Annotated in this window: 19 protein-coding genes; 9 read left to right on the forward strand and 10 right to left on the reverse strand. The window is 59.5% G+C overall.

Annotated elements, in window-relative coordinates; translation table 11 throughout:
* Positions 1 to 397: 397 nt before the first annotated feature.
* Positions 398 to 694 carry a hypothetical protein gene (locus tag K2O51_RS30875; protein WP_220631823.1) on the reverse strand — a complete coding sequence of 99 codons (297 nt, stop codon included), beginning with the start codon at positions 692 to 694 and terminating at the stop codon, positions 398 to 400.
* A gap of 260 nt (positions 695 to 954) precedes the next feature.
* On the opposite strand from K2O51_RS30875, the gene K2O51_RS30880 reads away from it, so the two are divergent.
* The gene (locus K2O51_RS30880) at positions 955 to 1,308 is read left to right on the forward strand and encodes a hypothetical protein (RefSeq protein WP_220631824.1); all 354 of its coding nucleotides are present in this window, start codon (positions 955 to 957) and stop codon (positions 1,306 to 1,308) included.
* 226 nt (positions 1,309 to 1,534) lie between these two features.
* Here the strand turns inward: K2O51_RS30880 and K2O51_RS30885 are convergent, their stop codons facing one another.
* The 3 genes from K2O51_RS30885 to K2O51_RS30895 all read right to left on the reverse strand — a co-directional run bounded on the left by K2O51_RS30885 (position 1,535) and on the right by K2O51_RS30895 (position 3,056).
* The gene (locus K2O51_RS30885; protein WP_220631825.1) at positions 1,535 to 1,942 is read right to left on the reverse strand and encodes a DUF551 domain-containing protein; all 408 of its coding nucleotides are present in this window, start codon (positions 1,940 to 1,942) and stop codon (positions 1,535 to 1,537) included.
* 186 nt (positions 1,943 to 2,128) lie between these two features.
* The gene (locus K2O51_RS30890) at positions 2,129 to 2,752 is read right to left on the reverse strand and encodes a hypothetical protein (protein WP_220631826.1); all 624 of its coding nucleotides are present in this window, start codon (positions 2,750 to 2,752) and stop codon (positions 2,129 to 2,131) included.
* Between the two features lie 4 nt (positions 2,753 to 2,756).
* The gene (locus K2O51_RS30895; protein ID WP_220631827.1) at positions 2,757 to 3,056 is read right to left on the reverse strand and encodes a hypothetical protein; all 300 of its coding nucleotides are present in this window, start codon (positions 3,054 to 3,056) and stop codon (positions 2,757 to 2,759) included.
* A gap of 280 nt (positions 3,057 to 3,336) precedes the next feature.
* Here K2O51_RS30895 and K2O51_RS30900 point away from each other — a divergent pair, with 280 nt between their 5' ends.
* From K2O51_RS30900 to K2O51_RS30935, 8 genes are all read left to right on the forward strand, one after another.
* Positions 3,337 to 4,482 carry a trypsin-like serine peptidase gene (locus K2O51_RS30900; protein ID WP_220631828.1) on the forward strand — a complete coding sequence of 382 codons (1,146 nt, stop codon included), beginning with the start codon at positions 3,337 to 3,339 and terminating at the stop codon, positions 4,480 to 4,482.
* 11 nt (positions 4,483 to 4,493) lie between these two features.
* The gene (locus K2O51_RS30905; RefSeq protein WP_220631829.1) at positions 4,494 to 5,645 is read left to right on the forward strand and encodes a trypsin-like serine peptidase; all 1,152 of its coding nucleotides are present in this window, start codon (positions 4,494 to 4,496) and stop codon (positions 5,643 to 5,645) included.
* A 47-nt stretch (positions 5,646 to 5,692) separates the two neighbouring features.
* Positions 5,693 to 7,225 carry a competence protein CoiA family protein gene (locus K2O51_RS30910; RefSeq protein ID WP_220631830.1) on the forward strand — a complete coding sequence of 511 codons (1,533 nt, stop codon included), beginning with the start codon at positions 5,693 to 5,695 and terminating at the stop codon, positions 7,223 to 7,225.
* 557 nt (positions 7,226 to 7,782) lie between these two features.
* Complete coding sequence (locus K2O51_RS30915) at positions 7,783 to 8,484, forward strand: Crp/Fnr family transcriptional regulator (RefSeq protein ID WP_220631831.1); 702 nt, start codon at positions 7,783 to 7,785, stop codon at positions 8,482 to 8,484.
* 90 nt (positions 8,485 to 8,574) lie between these two features.
* A complete protein-coding gene (locus K2O51_RS30920; RefSeq protein WP_220631832.1) occupies positions 8,575 to 9,558 on the forward strand; it encodes a Bug family tripartite tricarboxylate transporter substrate binding protein in 984 nt (327 codons plus the stop codon).
* 29 nt (positions 9,559 to 9,587) lie between these two features.
* A complete protein-coding gene (locus tag K2O51_RS30925) occupies positions 9,588 to 11,015 on the forward strand; it encodes an amidohydrolase family protein (protein WP_220631833.1) in 1,428 nt (475 codons plus the stop codon).
* 88 nt (positions 11,016 to 11,103) lie between these two features.
* Positions 11,104 to 11,763: a TSUP family transporter gene (locus tag K2O51_RS30930; protein ID WP_245001980.1), complete on the forward strand. Its 660-nt coding sequence runs from the start codon at positions 11,104 to 11,106 to the stop codon at positions 11,761 to 11,763.
* Positions 11,764 to 11,889: 126 nt separating this feature from the next.
* On the forward strand, positions 11,890 to 12,903 hold the full coding sequence (locus K2O51_RS30935) for a pyridoxal-phosphate dependent enzyme (RefSeq protein ID WP_220631835.1): 1,014 nt from the start codon (positions 11,890 to 11,892) through the stop codon (positions 12,901 to 12,903).
* A 683-nt stretch (positions 12,904 to 13,586) separates the two neighbouring features.
* On the opposite strand, the gene K2O51_RS30940 is transcribed toward K2O51_RS30935, so the two are convergent.
* From K2O51_RS30940 to K2O51_RS30965, 6 genes are all read right to left on the reverse strand, one after another.
* Positions 13,587 to 14,078, reverse strand: a complete 492-nt coding sequence (locus K2O51_RS30940) for a hypothetical protein (protein ID WP_220631836.1) — start codon at positions 14,076 to 14,078, stop codon at positions 13,587 to 13,589.
* Positions 14,079 to 14,159: 81 nt separating this feature from the next.
* A complete protein-coding gene (locus K2O51_RS30945; protein ID WP_220631837.1) occupies positions 14,160 to 14,495 on the reverse strand; it encodes a hypothetical protein in 336 nt (111 codons plus the stop codon).
* A gap of 472 nt (positions 14,496 to 14,967) precedes the next feature.
* Complete coding sequence (locus K2O51_RS30950) at positions 14,968 to 15,237, reverse strand: hypothetical protein (RefSeq protein ID WP_220631838.1); 270 nt, start codon at positions 15,235 to 15,237, stop codon at positions 14,968 to 14,970.
* A 207-nt stretch (positions 15,238 to 15,444) separates the two neighbouring features.
* On the reverse strand, positions 15,445 to 16,341 hold the full coding sequence (locus K2O51_RS30955; RefSeq protein ID WP_220631839.1) for a hypothetical protein: 897 nt from the start codon (positions 16,339 to 16,341) through the stop codon (positions 15,445 to 15,447).
* A gap of 87 nt (positions 16,342 to 16,428) precedes the next feature.
* The gene (locus K2O51_RS30960; protein WP_220631840.1) at positions 16,429 to 18,171 is read right to left on the reverse strand and encodes a phosphoadenosine phosphosulfate reductase domain-containing protein; all 1,743 of its coding nucleotides are present in this window, start codon (positions 18,169 to 18,171) and stop codon (positions 16,429 to 16,431) included.
* A gap of 99 nt (positions 18,172 to 18,270) precedes the next feature.
* Positions 18,271 to 20,148, reverse strand: a complete 1,878-nt coding sequence (locus K2O51_RS30965) for a ParB/RepB/Spo0J family partition protein (protein WP_220631841.1) — start codon at positions 20,146 to 20,148, stop codon at positions 18,271 to 18,273.
* Positions 20,149 to 20,232: the final 84 nt, after the last annotated feature.

Here is a 20,232-nt window from a genome sequence, read left to right on the forward strand (position 1 = left end):
TTGGTTTCGAATGAGATTTGGGTCAGGCAAGCGGCAAGGGACGCATGCCTATCCCACTGAAATTGGGTAGCGCTCCACATTTCTTCCGCCACGAATCGGAAGTCAAAAAATCTGATGGGTAGCGCTCGCGGGCGTTTTCCGAACGGCAATTTACCGGAAAATAGTCCCGGTTTCTTGCCGAAGACGCAGCTCGGCTATGGCCTATCGCCAATTCCGCACAAGCGGACGAACGCGCCACCACACTCCGTCGAGGCTGGTGGCTTCCGCCTTCTCCAGCCGACACGCGCCGCGTTTGACCATCCGCGAGCCGTCCTGGACAAACCCAATCTGGCGGAGGGCCTCGGTGGTGTACCTGCGACGGAGGTGGCCGTAAATGGGTGGCATGCTCTTGCCCTGTTTAGTCCGCGGACGCCGGCCGAAGCACGACGCAGTGCGTTCGGTTGTTCCAGATGTGCAGAAGCGTGTGGCCTTCGGCAATCAGCGCGCTGGCAATGCGGTTGGCGGTCAAGAAGCGGAGGGTTGGAATTTGCCCCTCTTTGCCATCGTCCTTGTCGATGAAGGTCACCAAGTATTTGCGCTGGTCGAGGGGCCAAGCGTCCGGATCGCGGTGGCGCGTCTCGGTTTCCATGAAGGCCGGCAGGCGACTGTACTTGGCCCCCACACTGGCCGGGATACTGTCGGAGAGGTTCCGCATGGGAATAATCCTTCTTCAGACCAGCCGGAACCCGCCGGCTCGGTGGGCGGTGCTGCAAGCCCATGCGGATACATATACCGAACGGCCAGAGACCTACGCAAATTATGTGTGTATATATTTAGTATCGGGGAGCTGAGAAAGCAAAGTTCAGGTGCCGGGCGGGGAGCCGCTGCAGGATGCTGGTCAGGGAGCGGCCAGCTGTCTGGTCTAGAATACGGCTCCAACTGGCGCCTGGCGCCAATCCGGACGATAGACGCGGCATGACAACCGAATGCGAATTGGAACTCCACCAAGCGTGCCTTGAGCTCGCCCGGGCCATTCTCTGGACCGCATCAGGGCCGTCGGCTGACGTCGTGGAGACTCTGGCCTGCAAGATCGTGGGCCAATGCGGGCCGCATCTTGGGTACATTCAAACCCACGGGGCTGATCCCTTTATTGTGAGCCGCGCAGTGAGGTACCTCGCGAACGTACACGCGATTCCGGTACGCGGCACCGACATGCGCTGGATCTCTGAGATGCTGGAGTGCCTGATCGAACTGGCCGTTCCGAATAGCACAGTGACTGACCCGCAGTTCCTGCACGATCTGCAGGCTGGGATCGCGCAATCCCTCTGATAGACGGCATAGGCACGGCTGGCCGTTCGGAACGGGGGGCGAGGGAAGAAGCGGCGCGGTTAGCGCCGGATGCTCGCACTCCAGTATGCGCGGAAGTCGTCGCTGTAAAAAAGAAACCGCGGCCTATTGAGCCGCGGCTTCAGTGCATCTGCACGATGCGTGTCCGCGCCTCATGACAGGCCAGGATTATATAGGATGGCTATATGGGCTCGAACGGCTACCCTCCTTAGCCGATTCTAGGCGGCGCCGGCGGCCGGCGCGGCATCCAGTGCGTCACCTCGCTAACGCTCAGCTCACCATCTTCCGTTTCCCAGTAGTCGGGGTTCCAGCCTTGGCGCCAACGCTTGGCACCCCCGATCACTTTTCCATAGCTGGTTTGCAGCCAGAGGGGATCGCCCTCCTCCGGCATGGCATCGCTGACTGCCGTCCAACCGTCAGGCGCCGGGCGCTCCAGCAGCGCCAGCGCGGCATCGATCTCCTTCCGGCGCTGACTCACATCCTGGTCGCGCGACCCAGGAGCCCCGTACTCCGGCCGGATCGACTGGAGAAGCGCAACAATGTCCGGCCCGCCGGCCTGCCGGATCATGCCGGCAACGGTCTCGTGGGGGTGATCAAGGCTTTCGTTTGCACTCATAGGGAGCCCTTGAGTTGGTTACCAGTGCGCTCAGGCTACAAACTTGACGTGGACCCCCGCAAGTCGACCTGATAATGGGGTGTAAGGTGTAGTGCTGAACCAGATCGGTGCGCATAGGTCCACGAATCCCGATCAGGTCGGATTCGTGGCCCACGCGAATCCAAAGCAACGAAGCTTCCAGACCGGCTAGACCTGAAATTTATCGAGATCGAACGTAGATCGCGTCATTCTGTCGCCTGAGTTCGGATCATCGATCCATCTCTTCAATGGCTCCGCGCTCAACACCCGAGATCCATCCTCCCTAAGCAAGAGGACATTGCAGACCCGCTTGAATACATCGAAGTGTCGAGGGTTCAGCCCCTCAACGGGCCTCTTAACTTTCGTCAGATTGCCGTATTTCACCTCATAGGTCAGGTCGACATCGACGACGTCCACCTCCACGTCAACCGTTGCGTCACAAGCCGCAACCGGGTGGTAATCCGTGGTGCAACGACGCGTCCCATCCCGATAGACCCCAGGTACCGCTGCAACGTCCCTATGCTTGACCGTCGTCGCCTCGTACTGCGCAACCCCTGGCATTACCCTGATGCGGAGGCGGCGAACCGTCCCTATTAAGCTCGTCTTTGGAATAGCCCTCAATATCTTAGCTTGGGTCGCCGGAGGCTTTTGTGCCCCGATCCGGCGCGCTATCTCCTTCGCGAAATCCTGCGCTGCGCAGGCGAGTAAGGCGCCGAGGTCGATGGTGACTGGCACGTGGAGATCAACGTGGAGATCCTCCAGACCCGAGCTTCCAAAGGCTTGAGTCAGCAAAGCCTCATGTCCCGCCACTGCTTGCCGCGGTGCGGCGCCGAAGACGGGTGTCGTGGAACGAAGGTAGCGCCCGTCCGGAGAGTACCCGGGTGGCAAAGCCTTCGTTCAGTGACGGTTCCGCAATCAAGATATCGAGGCAGATTCCGTACCGCCGGGCATATGCTCGAATCTTCGCCACCTCACCCCGTGCCAGTTCGACCATCGCGCTGTTCTCCACGCCAGTATCGGCATGCAAGAGGTAGAGACGCGGACAGGGCTTTCCACTCTCCACGCGCCGGCGCGCCGCATTAAGCACGAGGCTCATGACCGCGGTCGATCGTGTAGGAGCGCGTCGATCGCACCCATGGCGATGGTCTCGCGCTGCCTGAAGCTGGCCGCATGGTTGGCCACGGGTCGTTCTACAACGTATTCCATGTCAGCTCCAGTTCGTACGCATGGCAACGGCAAAAAAAAATTGGCCGATGATTTGTCCATCAGGGGCAGCGCAAGCAGTCACCCCTTCGAACCGCACGAGTACGTTCGCTGCCCCGCCGATCTGTGCGGCAGGGCACACAGCCACAAACCATATTGGCCTCGTCTGAGGCATGCTCATCGTCGCGGCGTTGTTGCTTCCCAAAGGCGAAGGGTGGATTCAGATGAATCGGATTCTGCTATTTCTTCTTCTCTTGCTAGCTGGAGAGATCGCTACAGCAGCCCTGTATGAATGGAACTGGTGTGACGTAGCAAGGGATCCCAAGGCCTGCTTGCAGAAATGCAAATTAAAAGATGACAAGTGTCAAGCGGAATGGCTTGAGAAAGATGCCGAAACCGCAAAGCGCATTCTTGAGAATGCACGGGCATCTCATGATGATTACCAGCAAATTTGCGCTAGGACGTTTCGAGAACGAACGTGCAATCTCTGTACGGTGAAAAACCGCGAATGCGCTCTTCATGCTCTTGAGATTGAAGCTACGGAACTTGCCGAGAGCGCCACCTCTAAGCGGAATCAAATTCGCATGGCAGAAATCTCTGCAAATCCAGGCTATACAGAGAAATCCCTGAAACGATCCGATCCTCGTGTACCGATCGACAGGCGTGCACACCCCGAGTATGACCCGATCGGGATAGTAAGTATTCCTAATGCAACAAAACCTGCATTCAATCTAGGGTCTGGTTGGCTAACAAGCGATTGTTTGGTGATTACCGCTCGGCATGTGATTACAGGCTTAGAAGATAATCCCGGCCGCAGTGCTGTCGGCGCGCGGGTGTCATTTCTGGTAGGAACTCCTCCATCAAACGACAGAAATTTCGCCTATAGGACCACTGGAACCGTTGTCGAAGCAGGGGATGGCGGCGATGATTGGGCTTTGATAAAACTAGACGAGTCCCTCGGAAAGAGGGTAGGCAAGATTGCGACGTGGCGGTACACCGTTGAGGAAGCCCAAACCTGTACTGCACTAGAGATTGCTGGATATCCCGGGGGAAAGGACATCGATAAACTATGGTGGCAATCTAAGTGCCAACTTGAGAAGGATTTGAGCAGCAGGTGGCAGTTCATAGTGAGATGTCCTGCGACCCGCGGAAACTCTGGGGGTCCCCTTTTATGCCGTGAGACTGACGGAGACCTTCGAGCAATTGGTATTATTGCGACGCAGGCTTATGGGGCAAACGCGCAGGCACTAAACTTTACTGCGCTGGACTCCATAGAACTTGCTGTGCAGAAACACCAAGAAAACTGTCCGAAGCATTAGTCATTAATAGCATGCTCGTCGTCGCTCACAAAGGCGAAGAGTGGATTCATATGAATCGGATTCTGTTTATTCTTCTTCTGGTTTTAGCTGCGGACATCTCTACAGCAGCCTCGTACGACTGGAACTGGTGTGAAGGTGCCAGAGATCCCAAGGCCTGCTTGAAGAAATGCAAGTTGAAAGATGATGAATGCCAAGCGCAATGGCTTGATAACGATGCGGAAAACGCCAAGCGCATTCTTGAAAATGCGCGCGCATCGAATGAGGACTATCAGGAAATTTGCGCAAGGACTTTTCGCGCACGAACCTGCACGCTCTGCCCCGAGAAGACACGTGATTGCGCCCTTCAGGCACTTGAGTTAGAAGCGAATGAGCTTGCGGAGCGCGCCGCTTCAAAGCGGCAGTTAAACAGAATATCCGAAATGAAGGCCAATCCCGGCTATACAGAGAAATCCCTAAAACGCTCTGACCCACGTGTTCCGATAGATAGGCGCGTGCATCCGGAATATAACCCGATCGGGATAGTAAGCCTTCCAAACGCCACACAGTCTGGATTCAACCGAGGAACGGGTTGGCTAACAAGCGACTGCTTGGTTGTTACCGCAAGGCATGTGATCACGGGGTCCGAAGAGAAGCATGAGCGCAGTGCTGTCGGGGCGCGGGTTTCGTTCCTCGTTGGAAATCCCCCGTCGGATGACAAAAATTTCGCCTATAAGACCTCAGGCGTCGTGGTTGAAGCCGGGGACGGCGGAATGTCGATAAGCGATGACTGGGCCTTGATAAAGCTGGACGAGTCGCTGGGAAAGAGGGTAGGAAATATTGCAACGTGGCAGTACTCCGTTGAAGACGCTCAAACTTGTACTGCCCTCGAAGTTGCTGGATATCCTGGCGGCAAAGACGTTGATCAATTATGGTGGCAATCTAACTGCCCCCTGGAGAAGCATTTGAGCAGCGAATTTCAGTTTATATTGCGCTGTCCCGCCACCCAAGGAAACTCAGGCGGTCCGCTTTTATGTCGTGAAACTAATGGGGACCTGCGCGCGATAGGGATCATTGCGACGCAGTCTTTCGGAGCTAACGCCCAGGCACTCAACTTTAGCGCGCATTGGTGGGAAGCCATAAAGCCTGCAATCCAGAAACACAAAGGCACTTGCCCGAATGATTAACTTTTGTTTAACGAGCTGGCGCCGTGCGCCTAGCGCGCAGCGTTGTGATGACCGACTCCGCGAAACTTCCCTACGCACTCGACGGCACTGGGAAGGTCGTGTCCGTGAAGGACGTGCCCAACGGCCTAGCCTGCGGATGCACCTGCCCGGAATGCGGCGCTCGGCTTGTCGCCAAGCAAGGCCCCAAGCAGGTATGGCACTTCTCCCACTATCACGCAGAGAACTCCCAGGCGGGTTACGAGTCGGCCTTGCACCTGGCCGTCAAGGCTCTCCTCGAGGCTGACCCGCAGCTCGCGCTTCCTTCCTGCTTTGTCGTACGTCACTCGAACGAGGGCAATGCGTTCCGAGGCAGCGAGCATGCGACTAGGTCGGGCGTTTATGAGTATGTGACCGACGAGAGTGACAAGGTTTGGGCACGCGATCTTGCGTCCATCCACGATCTAGGGATCGCCGAGCTCGTGGGTAAGATGGTTCGATTCGATCGAGTGGAGGTGGAGCGCGCCCACGGCAACATCCGGCCGGACCTCGTTGGGTTTGTCGGTGAACGCCGGATCAACCTTGAAGTCGCCGTCACTCACTTCGTTGACGGCGACAAGCTGGCCAGAATTCGGGACCTTGCGGTGCCCACTCTCGAGATCATTGTCCCTCCGTCGATGGATCCTGACTGGGAAGCGCTTCGGAAGTTGCTGCACTCCCCAGAAGGTAAGTTTTGGAGATTCAATCCGCTGGCGGAACAAAGGGCTGAGGACGACTACAAGGCGCGACTGGAAACGAGAAGTGCGCAGCGCCAAAGGGACACGATGCTTCGAGCGCGTGAAGCTGAGATGAGGAGCGAGGCGCTGCGAAAGGAGGCGGCGCTTAGGCAACGGGAAGCTGAGATTCGGAAGCGGAAGGCAGCGATTCGCGAGGAGGAATACAAGGTGATCGCGGAGGTGGCCTTGCACCGAGCGCCTGACACCTTCCACTTGCGCTGGAATGCGTCAAATGTGACCCTCTCGGTGCGCGCGCACTCTAAGGAAGGGATCCAGCGTGCCTCATGGGTTGCTCAGGCCCTCAAAGGAACACCTAACCGGGCACCCCTCCGGTGGGAGTTTCCGGCAAAGGAGCTATTGTTCTTTCGGATTGCTCGGGCGGTGAAGGCCCTTGGTGCGACCGTTGGGAAGTTCAGTTTGCCGGGCTTGGACCCTGGTACTGCCATTCGTACGATTGGGTATCTTCTGTTGCCCGTCCGCTCGCCCGGCAACCGCCCGCCGCCGGCTACGCCGCGATACTGCGTCACCTATCGGTACGGCAACCAGGAGGTGACGATTCTGCTGGACAACACCTCCCTAACCCTTGGCGTCGAGCCCGCCTGTAGCGATGATCACCTGCGGGATCGGATCATCGCGATTGCCAAGCAGCTTCGTGCCCATTACAACGAACGGACCTCCCGACTCGAGTTCCCTAACGTCGAGGCTCACTTCTTTGAGGTAGCCTCGGCAATGCGCCCGAAAACAGCCAACGATATCTGCCAACTTATTCATCCCGAGAACGTGAAGACAGATGACGTCTTGCGGCAGCTCGGGTTTGATGTGCCTTGACAAAGGCAGCATCGTCAAATTAGTCCTCCCTGGCAGGCTCGCGCCAAATCCCATCGGACAAGTACCCCCAGCCGAGTTGCGCGCGTATCCCGTAGCGTATGACTCGCCTCCCCCCATCTCCCCGTTGCCACCCCTGCGGGACCGCGAACCCGGGACATAGAACTTAGTGATTGACCGACGATGCCACCTTGCAGCAGCACGTGCCGGCCCTGCGACCTTAAAGAAGCTACCTGAAGAGTGTGCGCCGGCCGCGCGGGCTCAAGGGGTGGAGCTGACAGCCCACTGGCCGCCCACGGCTGAGAGCTTCAACGCTCTGCCGGTCCAGCCGGGCGCCGCGGCCTTTAAAGTCTGGAGTGATCGACTTCGCTGCCGCTTCCACCTTCTTCTGTGCGAAGATACCTGTCGCTACCGGCGAAACAACTGCATTTGGCAGCCGGTTTCAGAGGGTGGATAGCGCTTCTCATATCGCGCCACCATTGATAAGGCGCGCCCGTACTTCTTCTCTGTCCTGGCCGCGCTGGTTTCCCGTCATTGTTGCGATCTGGAGGACGCCTGTCATGAACCCGGCGCTATCTTTGCAGCAGAGCACGCTGCTGTCGGCCGCCCCTGAGCAAGCCTGCGCCGCACCGGACCTCCTTGCAATGCTTCAACCCGTCTCGAAAGCGGCCGTCATGGCATTGGGCCGCCAGCGCGACTATGACGTGGGTGAACTGTTATTCCGCCAGGGCGATGCGCACGACGGCATCTTCTTGATTGAATCTGGGCTGGTGAAGTCCTACTACGTGTCTGAGGATGGTCGCGAGCTCACGCTGGGCTTCTGGGCAAAGGGAAACTATGTGGGCGCCCCGCAAGTCTTTGGCGGTGACCAGCACGCTTGGTCCTCTGTTGCCGTGGCTTACACTCGATGCTTGGTGTTGCCAGGCCCTGAACTGCGCATCCTCTGCGGAAAACATGCGGATCTGGCTTTGGCGCTCATCGACGCTTTGGTGCACAAATCTCAGTGCTACTGCGCACTACTGCAACTGCTGTCCACGCATTCGATGCGGGTCCGGTTGGCACGACTACTCGCAATGCTAGCGGCGCGTGACGACGGAGCGATCCGCGGGTTCAGCCACAGCGAACTGGCTAGCATGATTGGGTCAACTCGCCAATGGGTTTCGTTATCCCTAGCGCGTTTCGAAGACACGGGCATTCTTGCCCGGCGCCCCGACGGCGGATATCAGGTCATGGATCACGCGGCACTGGCCGCGGTGCGATGAGCGTCACTGGCAATTAGTTGCTGGTCAGGCATCGTGCATTTACGCACACTCCGAATACTGGTTTCACGCCAGGTCAAACAGGGGTATGCCATGTCATCTGTCTCTCGGTCCGCCGCCAACTGGACCGCAACATTGCTCGCCGGACTCTCTTGCCTGGTTTCGCCGGGGCTACATGCACAAGAGTTTCCTTCACGTCGCATCATCCTGGTCGTGCCGTATCCGCCGGCCAATGCAGCTGACTACGTTGCGCGCCTGATCCAGCCTCGGCTGGCCGCTGCCTTAAACCAAACCGTCGTGGTCGAAAACCGCCCCGGGGCTTCGACCAACATTGGCACCGCCTATGTGGCGCATGCGGTTCCAGACGGGCACACCCTTCTATTTCAAGTGCCAAATATCGCGACCAATGAGTTCATGTTCAAGAGAACTGGCTGGAAGCGCGATGACTTCGTGCCTGTGGGAGCCTTGGTGCGATGGTCCAACGTGCTAGTGGCCGGACCCAGCGCGCCTCATACCGATTTCAAGCAATTGCTCAACGCGAAGAACACTTCCTCCTTGAACTACGGCTCTCCCGGCGTCGGCTCATTGTCAAATTTGGCCGTGGAAATGCTCAAGGGCAAGTCTGGCCTACAAATTCAGCACGTCATCTACAGCGGGACCGCACCGATGATGAACGACCTGCTTGGGGGAAATATCCAGTATGGCGCCACGAATCCAGCGAACTTCATGTCGTATGTCGGCGACTCCAAGCGCAAGATAAAGCCGTTGGTCGTCCTGGGAGCTGAACGGGACACCACCATTCCCAACGTGCCGGCACTCAGCGAATTTGGGATCAGCGGCATCGAGTCTTCCGGCTGGCTTGGAGTGCTGGCGCCCGCCAAAACACCACCGGCGACCGTGGCACGCTTGAATGCCGAATTCAAGAAGATCCTGCAGTCCCCGGATGTCATCAAGCAGCTCAAGGACAATTACCTGCAGCCCTTCCCCAGCACTCCGGAAGAATTTGCCAGCCTTATTGCTGCTGAGAATAAAAAATGGGGCGCAGCTATCAAAGCGGCGAACATCGAGGCGCAGTGATCATGACACTTACCATGACTGAGAATAAGATGAACAAGACGTATATAGAAAACGGAACCGTCATTGCTTGGATAAACGGCGCGCATACCGTCATTGAGCGCGGTGTCGTCGTCATTGAAGGGAACTCGATCATTGAGGTCGGAGCGCACACAGCTCCGCCCTCAGCGAGCGACACTCGTATCGATGCAACTGGACGAATTGTGATGCCAGGATTCGTCAACACACACCTCCACGTCACGGATACGCCGTACACGAAGGGATATCTGGAGGATGCCAGTAACCTAAGTCCACGGGCAAACGCTACGAACTACGGCACCTTGTATAAAACACTGCCGGCAGTGCGGCACGCGATCGATCCCGAAGCACAGGTGATCGCTTCGGAGTGCGCATTTGCCGAGCTGGCGCGCACGGGCAGCACAACCGTCGTCGAGCTGGGGTATGACTATGAGGTGGGCGGCGACGGCGATATCTCGATCACGGAACAGATTGCTCAGGTTGCCATGGCGACGGGATTGCGCTGCTACTCTGGCCCGCGCTACCGTGCGATGCACTACGGACACGCGCCAGGGGGCAAGGTCTGGTACCAAAGTTATCCGGAAAATGGGCGTCGCCGCTTTCGCGACTGCGTTGATTTCTGCATAGATTGGGACGGCAGGTATGACGGAAGGCTGCGCACCTTGTTGGCGCCGGGCCAGATCGACACATGTGATCCGGACCTTCTGCGCGAGACCCGCCGGGTTGCCAGTGCACACAAGCTGCCTATCCAGATCCATGCTGGGCAGTCGCCTAACGAGTATGAACGGATTAAGACCGAGTATGGCATGAGTACGGTCGAGTATATGATCGATACAGGGCTGTTGGGGCCCGACTTCATGATCGGTCACGGACAGATACTGACCCACGACGGCAACATTGCTTCGCTGACACCATCGGAGGCTGCAGCACTACGCGACTACCAAACTACCGTCGTGCATCTTCCTTGGGTAAAAGCCCGCCGCGGGGGCGTGATCAATTCGATTCATAAGTATCGACAGTTGAACATCCGCCAGGCGCTGGGCACCGATACTTATCCCTTCGATATGTTCAACGATATGCGCATGGCAGCCACCGTGTGCCGCATCGTCGAGCACTCGATTGAAGCGGCGACTTCTGTAGACATCTTCACCATGGCGACCGCGGGCGGAGCCGATGCTCTGGGCCGTCCGGACCTGGGCCGCCTGGCGGTTGGCTGCAAGGCGGATGTGGTCTTGGTCCGCATGGACACTTTCAAGGCCGCGCCGACGTATGATCCCTTCAAGTTTCTGGTGCTCGCCGCCACGGGAGAAGACGTCGACCGCGTCTTGGTCGATGGCAAAACCATCGTCGAAGGCGGTCTAGTCCTCGCCGTGGACATGGCCAAAGTCGTTGCTCGATTGAACAACGCCGCCAGCCGAGTGCGTGCGAACGTAGCGGACTAGCGCAATGACGTACGGGACCATTTTGGGATGCGCAGCGATACTAGCGCTTGCCGGCTACGCTCAGGGGATACTGGGCATAGGTTTCGCCATGATTGCCACGCCCCTACTGGCGCTGTTCCTGGGCTACCGCGCGGCCATGATGATGGTTGCTGTCCCCGCTCTGTTGATGTCGGTCGCCTGGTTGCTAGTCAACCGGCGTGGGCTGCGTCGCTGCCGGGTCCCGATCAGTCTGCTACCAGCCATAGGCATGGGTGCATCACTGGGCGTCACCTTGCAAGTTGGTTTGTCCGAGCGCGTTTCCTTGTTGCTGCTTGCGTCCTTGCTTACCATGACCTTGGTAATGCCCAGGATCTTGACTACGCTGCGGGCCCACAAGATGTCCTCTCCAACCCGCGTTGCGGTTGTCTTCGGTGGGTTGGCTGGCGTCACCGAAGCTGCTCTGAACGTAGGTGCCCCGTTCATGTTGCTGTTCGGCGCGATGGCACGGTTGGGTCGGTTGGAGCAACTGATGGTACTGAACCTGTGCTTCGCGTTAGGCAAAACTATACAAATCGGCCTACTACAAATGTCCGGCGCCCCGGCAATCAGCATCACGGCTTTGGCGGCCGGCACCATGGCCAGCGGCGCTTCCTATCTGGTAGGCGACCGAGTAGCCAGCCGATTCTCAGAGACCAAGTTCCGCGAATTGTTGCGGTGCTTTCTGATGGCCATGGTCGGGGCTCTGCTCTTGCGTGCAGCCTTGCTCTAGAAGAGCATCACGCTCCTGCGACAGGGTCCATGAGCGTGCATAGATCCCGAGCTCCCCCCGACCGCACCGGCCCAAGAGCCCATTCTTAGGACCGCTGGTCAATTTCAGAGATCATCACATCTCAATATGAATATTTACCAAGACATCACCAGTATGTGGCGATACGGGGACGTGTTCTCCGCGGAGGATGTCTCCGCAGGCGAAGGTATTAGCTTGGCAGAGGGCTTCACACCGATCCACGAAGCTCCACGTACAGCATCCCGTTTTGGATACAGTCGGCTTTTGATCAAGGACGAATCACAGAACCCAAGCGGGTCATTCGAGGACCGAGGTGCCGCGTATACAATCACGAAAATGCTGGTTCAAGGTGCTAAGGGAATCGTTCTACAAAGCACCGGAAACGCCGGAGCGTCATTCGCAACTTATGCCGCCAGGGCTGGCCTGCCATGCCATGTGGTCGTACCACGTGACATCCTCGCGGTTAACGCTGATCAGATTCGCCGTTCTGGCGCAGACCTCACATACCTGGAGGACTGGTCTTTGGCTGATTTCGCTTGCTCGCGGATCGTTACCGCCACTGGCTACGCAAACGTATCGACCACCAACACTCCCCACCGCGTGATCGCTAACCAATCCCTCGGGTATGAGATCGTCGAGCAGTGTGGACGAAGAATGCCGGATGCAATCTTTCTTCCGGCTAGTGGTGGCGATTCAGTGCTGGCACTCAAGCAAGCCTTCGACAGCATTTGCAATGAAGCCTTGTCGCCACAACTGTTCATTAGTCAATACGATGGATGTGCGCCGCTCGTCGCTGCATTTTGCGCTGGCTTGAAGCATGTAATGCCGTCTCCGTCCGTGGAGATATCCGGAGCAATGCGCACGGCTTTCCCTCGGCGTGGCGCTCAAGTCCTGGCAGCGATTAGAAGCAGCGGAGGCGGCGCCCATGCCGTTTCCCCAGCCCTCGCAGGTTTTTTTGCTAGCAACTGCGCACGAGATGATGGGCTCGGGGTAGGGTTGGAGGGTGGATCAGCCCTCGCGTTCGCAGCTGCCGCTGTAGTTTCAGGTACGCTCCCGAAGTCAAGCACGATCTTAGTGGTCAACACTGCAGGGGTCTCAAAAGTCGCTCCACATTTCTTCTGAGCGTACCAAGAGCGAACAAGCCTCCTCTTACCGCGCAGGGGTTTCGCAGCGGGCGATCAGCTGCTCGAGTGGCGGCTGACCGTGAAGTCCATTGTGCTGCCTCCATTCCGTTCTGCGCAGGATTGCATCCCACCCTGGCGTGGGCACCCTTGCCCAGGGTGACAAACCCATATCGGAGGTAGATGCGCGCTGCGTTGGTCCACTCGGCATCATCACGATGGAATTCGGCGAGAAATACAGCCTGCCGGTAGAAATGGATCCTGAGGCATCCTTCCGCGCGATTTGGAGCCTATTGACGCCCTCCCAAACTTCGACTGCCGTTGGGCAGCCTGCACGACGCCCCCCCGGAATCCGTACTGCGTAATCTACCGTTATGGGAATCAATACCTGACAATTTCGCTGGACAACACCGCGCTAACCCTGCGTGTGGTCCCCATCCGCCCCTATGATGACCTGCTGACCCAAATCAACGAGGTAGACAGGTGGTTTCGCGGCCAATACAACGATCGAAGTCGCCAGTTTGAGTTCCCTCCTCCGGTCGAAGCAAACTTCTTTGCGATTGCGTCGGCCCTGCGTCCACCTACGGCCAACCATATCTGCCGGCTCTCCCATCCGGATCACTTGCGGACATGCGACGTCCTGCTGCGGATGGGTTTGAAGGTGGATGACACAAAGAGCCCGGTTCAATCGACTGCCCTGGACAAGGCTCGCCGAATGCCATCGAGCACGTTTCCATCTCCGAGCTGGGCGGCACGGGCGAGGCTCGCTGCGTCAAGCTGGCCGTCGATTTCCCCGTTTGAAAGGCTGCGTCGTATGCCCACCGATACGTTACCCGCTCCCAACCGCGCAGCACGCGCGAGGCTCGTGGCGTCCAGGTAGACGTTGACTCGCTTGCCTCCCTCCATCTCCTGCGGCCGTCCGACAATCCCTGGCGGCCATGGGATCTCTCCCATACGGCCACGCCAATAGTCAGCGCTTCCCGGCTTTCTGTCGAAGCGGTGATAGGCAAGCTGCTTCTGGTTGTACGTGAGCACGGCTGCAACTTTCTGGCCGTCAAGATCTGCGCGCGCGACCAGCTCGCCAAACGCTTCAGCGGCCGCCTCGGCGCTACTGGTGTTGGTCTTCGTTGCGGGGTCGACTCGCTGGTCTTGCATGCGCAGGTAGACGCGGTACATGGCAAATTCCTTCGGGCTGGCAACACGTCGCAAGCGCGCCGTTGCTCCTGCGTTCATTATCTCAAGGGATGAGCGCTGGCGTCAGGCTGCATTCAGGCTCGCCGCGACGAAATGGGCCAACTCCTCGCTGCCATAGGCGCGGCCGAACTTGCTGGCGTCGGCGGACGCCTCATCGATCAGCAGCCAGCCGTTGCCGTCCTTGCCGTCAACAATCCAGTGCTCCCCCTTGCTGTTCAAACCCAGGCGCGGAGGGTTGTTCAGATCCTGGTTCAGGAACTCCATGCGGCGAGCGACGGCGGCCACTGCCAGCGGACGGGCGATGCCGTTCGCCGCGAACAGCTCCACCAAGTCCTCGTCGGTGGAAGTCTCATCGTTGCTAAGAAGGGCCTCGGCCCGGGTGCGTTGTTGTTCGTTCATGGTGAGATTTGTTGTGCTGTGTGCCGGCCGTGGCGTGCGGCTTGTCATCCGTTCGTGTCATCCATCGGCAAGCCTGCCTGTGCTCGCCTGTAACCACGCTCCCATGCACCGCGTCGCTGCCTTTGTACGCCCGAGCCATTTCGGTACGGCGTTTCCGGGCCGTCGAAAGGCGCTCCAGCTTTCTGCGCCTCATACCCGCGCGCGTAGCAGGTTCCAAGGTGGATGAACCACGAGAAGCGGCGTTCCGAGGGTCGAGCTTTGGCTTTGGTCATTCCCATACGTAAGGTCCTTTCCGGTGGGCCCGCCGGAGCGGGCGGGTGGGGAGGGTTAGGCGCAAATCAAGGATTTGGCGGCGGATTGGCGGGTTTTTGCGGTGCCGATGCATGCGCCGCCGCCGCCGTGAACGATGCGAGCGGCGTCTTTGATCTGTTCGGCGGTGAAATCCATTTCTGATCCCTTTTTCGTGTCGCGCTTACTGGGCCGGATCGTCGTCTCGCGGAATCCACTGCCAGCCACTGATCCAGTGGCCCTTGTCTGCCAGCGAGATCTCCGCGTCAGCGTCGAAGCGGAGTTCGTCGGACCAACCGGTGTAGTCCTTGGCGACGGCAACCTGTTCCGGCGTTGCCGTGACCTTCTCTGGCAGTGCCTCGAGCGCGCCCTGCAGTGCGCGCACGGCGGCAGCAAGGTCGCCCTTTTCCCAGTTCTCCAAGACGCCGCGTGCGGCTGAAATCAGTTCGTTCATGGTTCTTCAGATGTGTAAGCGGGCTGTGCTTCGTGCCCATGCTGAAATTTATACAGACCTGTCTAAGACCCACGCAACATTAGGTGTGTATAAAATATTTCCGAAGGATCAGCCGGAAAAGATCTGGGGATTCCGGCAGAGCAGGAAGCTAATGAGGCCCAGAAAAAACCGCGCTATCTGCGCGGTGGTGCCTTGGGCCTGTACCTATTACTCGTCAAGCTGGAAGCACCAGCCGTCGGGCGTATAGAGGGCAATGGTCGTGCCGTCGATGTCCGTGGGCACTGGACTGATGGTCTCCACGTCGGCGCCTTCGTCCGTGCGCGTGAAGGTGCCATCGCTGTTTTCCACCAGCGGTCCGGCGTGGCGGGCCAGCTCGCGCATGCTCTGCAGCGTGAAGCGCGGCACCACCCAACCATTCCACGTCCGGCCATCCCAATACGCCGGCACGGACCATCCCTCACAGTCGGCAACGATGACGTTGACCACGCGCCAATGGGCCTGGGCGTCCGTGCGCCTGTACTGGCGCAGCAGGTCCTGATCCGTGTGCACCGACTCAAACGTCAGGTATGCCAACAGGTACGCGATGCGCTGGTCCTCGTCCGCGCCCGACCAGAACGCCTCGGCATCCATCCCGGAACAGAACAAACCTGCCACGTCGCCCGTCGTGATCTGGCAGGCCTCCTGGACCATGAAGAAGGCGTCGTTCAGGTCATTGGCCCGCGCTGCCTCTTCAAACGTCATGCCGGGCATATTAAGCGCTTGCATCAAGATGGCATCGACGGGAGTCATATCGCCGATGGCGCAGGCGTGCGAAGTATTGATCCAGGCGCCGTCGCAGAGATAGCCCATGTTCGGCGTGTCATACCGGGCGCCCGTCTCATCCTGGAAGCGAATGCCGATGCGCAGGTGCGGGTACAGCCGGGCAAAGCGCTCGACGTGGTCCAGAAACGGCATATCCCATGACTGGCAATCCCGGCCGTCAACCCGGTGCATCATCCGAGCAGCAGCGCCGCACGGGTGCGAGTCGGGCGCGTCCCACCCGCCCGTGTAGTTCATTAGGTTGCGCAGCGCTTCGGCTACTTCCTTGTAAGTGGGCTTTTCCATGGTGATGCCGTCATCTCTCCGTTGATCGTGAGCTCACCATACAAAGCCCATAGGGACCGGGGCAAACCCGGTCTCGTTCGTCGCTGACTAGGCAGCCTCTGCGAACAGAGCCTCTTCTTGCCGCGCAGGGGCATCGCAGCGGGCGATCAAGTGCTCAAGCGGCGGCTGACCGTGGAGGCCATTCTGTTGCCGCCACTCTGTGCGGCGCAGGAGTCCGTCCCACCTGGCGTGCGCACCTTTGGCCAGGGTGACAAACCCGTAGCGGAGGTAGATGCGCGCTGCGGCAGTCCACTCGGCGTCATCGCGGTGGAACTCGGCGATATGACGGTCCGCTTCGAACTCGAGAAACAGGAACGCGCCCTCTTCATCGATTTCAAACTGCTGCGTGGTATCGAAATCAGTCACGATCCGGCCGTCCCTGGTAAAGCGGGTGCCAATACTGCCGATACCACATCCCTCCTCGGCCATCGCGAGCGGGGCGTCGAACAAGCCGGCCACCTTCGGCGTGTCGATGCCATCCCAGTCGGACCCAACATAGATCCGACCATAGGACGGTACCGGAGTCTTCTGGACAGGTTTGACCTTCGGCGGGAACTTCAGATTCCCCCGTTCCACCTCGCGGGCGATCCAAAGCGCGTGAAAAGGCTTGTGCAGGCCGTAGGCAGACCAGAGCATGTCAATCGCGAACAACTCCCTGCGATCGACGTAGCGAAAGTTCGCTGCCCGTGGCAACGTCGCCTGGATCGAGAGGGCGTACCACAGCAATTCCTCCAGCATCTGGGGCGCGTACGTATCCGCCGCGATGGCGATGTAGCCGTCCTTGTCGATGGTGCGGCCCACGTAGCTCCGACGCGACCAGTCGTACTGGGTGTTCGAGATGAAGTCGCGGAAGGCGAGCATCGGCTTCATGTAGCCGTAACGGTCGGCGTCGCTCTCGACCATGTTCGTGAGCGACTTGTCCGACTTAACCTTGGTGCACGTCACGCAGCCTGACCGCGCGCCGCACCCCCCGCCTTTCCTGGCGTCCATCATGTCGGATGCGACCACGACGCAGGAACTACCTCCCGCATCGCGATAGAAGCGCATCGTCTCCGCGAAGTCAGAGTAGGACGGGATCATGCCCGCCGCGCAGTAACCAAGGTAGGTCCAGACATCGTCGGAAGTCCACGAAAGGATCGGGGAGAGCCGCATCCCGCCTTCCGCATTGGTCCAGATGCCGTCGTCGCGCTCGCCACGCGAGGCAATGCTTGCAGCGCGGGCAGACGACTCCTCGCGGCGCACCCCGGTCATCAAGACGGCCGGCATATCGGTGACGTGGCGCAGCTCCGCGTAGGCCTCAGCCGTGAGGCGATCCCCTACCCGCACCTTCCAGTCGACCGAGCAGTCGCCGCGCGTGTCCGGAAAGGCCGGTAGTCCACGGCCGCCGATCACCCGGCAGGCGAACGCCGAATAGAGGGTCGGGTGACCAACCCTGACGGTCAAAGGAATCCCCTGGTCGGCAGCGTACGCACGCATCTTCTCGATCTCCGATGACGCCAGCGCCTGCACTTCCGGATTCTCGACGGTGATCGAGCTGTGATTGATGAGCAGCGGCGGGCAGGACTCGCCCCGCTCCAGGCGTGCCCGTGCCGCATTGAGCATTAGGTTGGCAACGACGCTGGAGTCCTTCCCGCTCGACCAGGCGCAAATCATCGGATGGCCCGCCTCGAGCACCGCATCAATCGCCGCCATCGCCCGTTGCTCGAGCTCTTCGGGAGTCAAGTGCGCGACGGTGACCAGAGAAACCTGCGGGTTGACGGCCGGGAAGAGAGGGAGCTGAGAGGTGTGCATGGTGTGTGGTTGCATCCGGAGACGGTATGCAACCACCCTACAGAGCGCCGCAGCACCCACGCAAATGCCGACACAGTCGGCATCCGCTACTCACCTTCGTTACGCCTTGGGAACTTCGCGGGCGAGCATTCGCGGCAGCCAGCGGGTACCGGAGAGCACCACCTCGGCATGCTTGTCCAGTTCGCCCTTCTTCAGCTTGGCCAGCTTCTCGCCGTCCTGGGCCGGATCGACCTGCTTGACCACCGCAATCGCCGTTTCCTTACGCACGTGCTTGAAATAGCTGCCTGCGCTCGCTTCCCACCAGTCCGACATGTCGAGCCCGGCGGCCTCTTCGAGCTCCGCTAGCGGGCGGCTCCCTTCGTTGTGCTGAACTCCATCCACACAGGAGGCGGTGCAGAACGCCAGGATGTCGAGCACGGTCTCGAGGGATTGCTCCTGCAGCCAGGCGAAGAGCTCGGCCGGGTTCTCCGGGAGCTTCTCCAAAAGCTTGGCACGGCGCTCGGCCATCTGCCCCCAGGCTTTCGACTGCTCGATGTCGTCGGCGTGCTGACGCAGGCTAAAGGTCTGGGAGTTGGCGTTGATCCTGATGCCACGGTCGCCGTGGTACCCGCCGCTATAGAGGACGGTGGAAGCAAGCGAGTAGCAGAGCGTATCGAGCGCCAGGCGGTGCTGATCCGCGAGCGAGGCCTGAATCGCCATCGTCCGATGCGCGGACAGCTTGCGCACGAGCGACTCCGGATGGGCGGGTTTCCCCGACTCGGTCACGGTAACGCCCGCTTCGACCTTCTTCGGCTTGTCGGCCTCCTTGATCAGGCCTCTATGGATCTCCAACTGTCCGCTGTGGTTCAGGCCCACAATTGCCCCGGCCTTCTTCATCTGGCGTTCGCTGTAGACGACCGCGCCATCCTTGATAGCCTTGATCTTGGCTTGCACCTCAACGAGCTCGGCGGACACCGTCTCATATTCGTCCGAGTCGTCATCTTCCTCAAGGGTGTCCGCCTTTGCGTCGAGGGCCTTTGCCTGCGCCTCCAATGCAGCGATCTCCGCCTGTTCTGCCTCGGTCAGTGCCCGCTCGCTGGCCTTGCTCCTGCCCATCTGATACATGTCACCTGGGCGCACTCGCTCACGCACTTCCACCCAGGACCAGCCTTCAGCGCGCACCTGGTCGCCTACAGCCTCAAGCTTTTCGGCGAACAGCTTCTGCAGCAAGTCTTTGTCCGCCACGTAACCGTCGCCGCGGTCCGAGAACAGGTCACGCACCACATGGCCCCCTGCCGCCTCGTAGGCATCCAGCCCGACAAAGCGTGCGGCCGCGTCGTCTGCCGTCGCCACCGCCCCGTCGGTGATGGAGTCCCGCAGCTCCCGTGCCGATTGCTTCCAGTAGGGCAACTCCTTTGCCTCCGCCCAAACCCGCTCCTGGACATCGTGCCGGTCGGTGAGGGCGAGCGCCTGCAACTGATCGAGCTTCAGCTCTCCCTGTCGGTAGGCATGCAGCAGTCGGGGAGAGATGTTGGCCAACTTCAGACGGCGGCGCACCACCAGCGGAGTAACACCAAAGGTGGCTGCAATGTCCTCGATGGGAATACCAGCGTCACGCTGGCGCTGGAAGGCCTCGAACTCATCTGCCGGATGCATGGCCTCGCGCCCGCTGTTCTCGGCAAGACTCGCTTGCTCGGCAGTGTCTACGGCCATGATCTTCACCGGCACCGGGTACTCAGCCACGATCTCCCGGCGCTGAGCCAGGTGGTTAAGCGCGCGCATTCGGCGGCCGCCACCAACGACGCCGAATCGAACACCCCCTCCCGCATCTACCTCCGGCACAACGAGAAGATTCTGCAGGACGCCCTGCGAACGGATCAGTGCCGCGAGCTCGGTGATATCGGTGCTGTCGTGGCGGCGAACGTTCAGCGGCGAGATGAACAGGGTATTCAGCGGAACTTGCAGGGTTTGGCCGGGGGTGAACTGGGTCGCGGTCATATCAGTGTTCTGGATTCGCATCTGGACCACACGAAATCGTCGTGGGCTCGCGTGCTGGGTCGAAGACGGGGCCCGTCAAGATGA

Origin of the sequence: Cupriavidus pinatubonensis (assembly GCF_019602855.1) — a bacterium.
Lineage (GTDB): Bacteria > Pseudomonadota > Gammaproteobacteria > Burkholderiales > Burkholderiaceae > Cupriavidus > Cupriavidus pinatubonensis.

Bases quoted from the DNA above. Each gene is read 5' to 3' on its own strand.
- K2O51_RS30875 (WP_220631823.1), bottom strand. From the start codon at position 694: ATGCGGAACCTCTCCGACAGTATCCCGGCCAGTGTGGGGGCCAAGTAC.
- K2O51_RS30880 (WP_220631824.1), top strand. From the start codon at position 955: ATGACAACCGAATGCGAATTGGAACTCCACCAAGCGTGCCTTGAGCTC.
- K2O51_RS30885 (WP_220631825.1), bottom strand. From the start codon at position 1,942: ATGAGTGCAAACGAAAGCCTTGATCACCCCCACGAGACCGTTGCCGGC.
- K2O51_RS30895 (WP_220631827.1), bottom strand. From the start codon at position 3,056: ATGAGCCTCGTGCTTAATGCGGCGCGCCGGCGCGTGGAGAGTGGAAAG.
- K2O51_RS30900 (WP_220631828.1), top strand. From the start codon at position 3,337: ATGCTCATCGTCGCGGCGTTGTTGCTTCCCAAAGGCGAAGGGTGGATT.
- K2O51_RS30905 (WP_220631829.1), top strand. From the start codon at position 4,494: ATGCTCGTCGTCGCTCACAAAGGCGAAGAGTGGATTCATATGAATCGG.
- K2O51_RS30910 (WP_220631830.1), top strand. From the start codon at position 5,693: ATGACCGACTCCGCGAAACTTCCCTACGCACTCGACGGCACTGGGAAG.
- K2O51_RS30915 (WP_220631831.1), top strand. From the start codon at position 7,783: ATGAACCCGGCGCTATCTTTGCAGCAGAGCACGCTGCTGTCGGCCGCC.
- K2O51_RS30920 (WP_220631832.1), top strand. From the start codon at position 8,575: ATGTCATCTGTCTCTCGGTCCGCCGCCAACTGGACCGCAACATTGCTC.
- K2O51_RS30925 (WP_220631833.1), top strand. From the start codon at position 9,588: ATGAACAAGACGTATATAGAAAACGGAACCGTCATTGCTTGGATAAAC.
- K2O51_RS30930 (WP_245001980.1), top strand. From the start codon at position 11,104: ATGATTGCCACGCCCCTACTGGCGCTGTTCCTGGGCTACCGCGCGGCC.
- K2O51_RS30935 (WP_220631835.1), top strand. From the start codon at position 11,890: ATGAATATTTACCAAGACATCACCAGTATGTGGCGATACGGGGACGTG.
- K2O51_RS30940 (WP_220631836.1), bottom strand. From the start codon at position 14,078: ATGTACCGCGTCTACCTGCGCATGCAAGACCAGCGAGTCGACCCCGCA.
- K2O51_RS30945 (WP_220631837.1), bottom strand. From the start codon at position 14,495: ATGAACGAACAACAACGCACCCGGGCCGAGGCCCTTCTTAGCAACGAT.
- K2O51_RS30950 (WP_220631838.1), bottom strand. From the start codon at position 15,237: ATGAACGAACTGATTTCAGCCGCACGCGGCGTCTTGGAGAACTGGGAA.
- K2O51_RS30955 (WP_220631839.1), bottom strand. From the start codon at position 16,341: ATGGAAAAGCCCACTTACAAGGAAGTAGCCGAAGCGCTGCGCAACCTA.
- K2O51_RS30960 (WP_220631840.1), bottom strand. From the start codon at position 18,171: ATGCACACCTCTCAGCTCCCTCTCTTCCCGGCCGTCAACCCGCAGGTT.
- K2O51_RS30965 (WP_220631841.1), bottom strand. From the start codon at position 20,148: ATGACCGCGACCCAGTTCACCCCCGGCCAAACCCTGCAAGTTCCGCTG.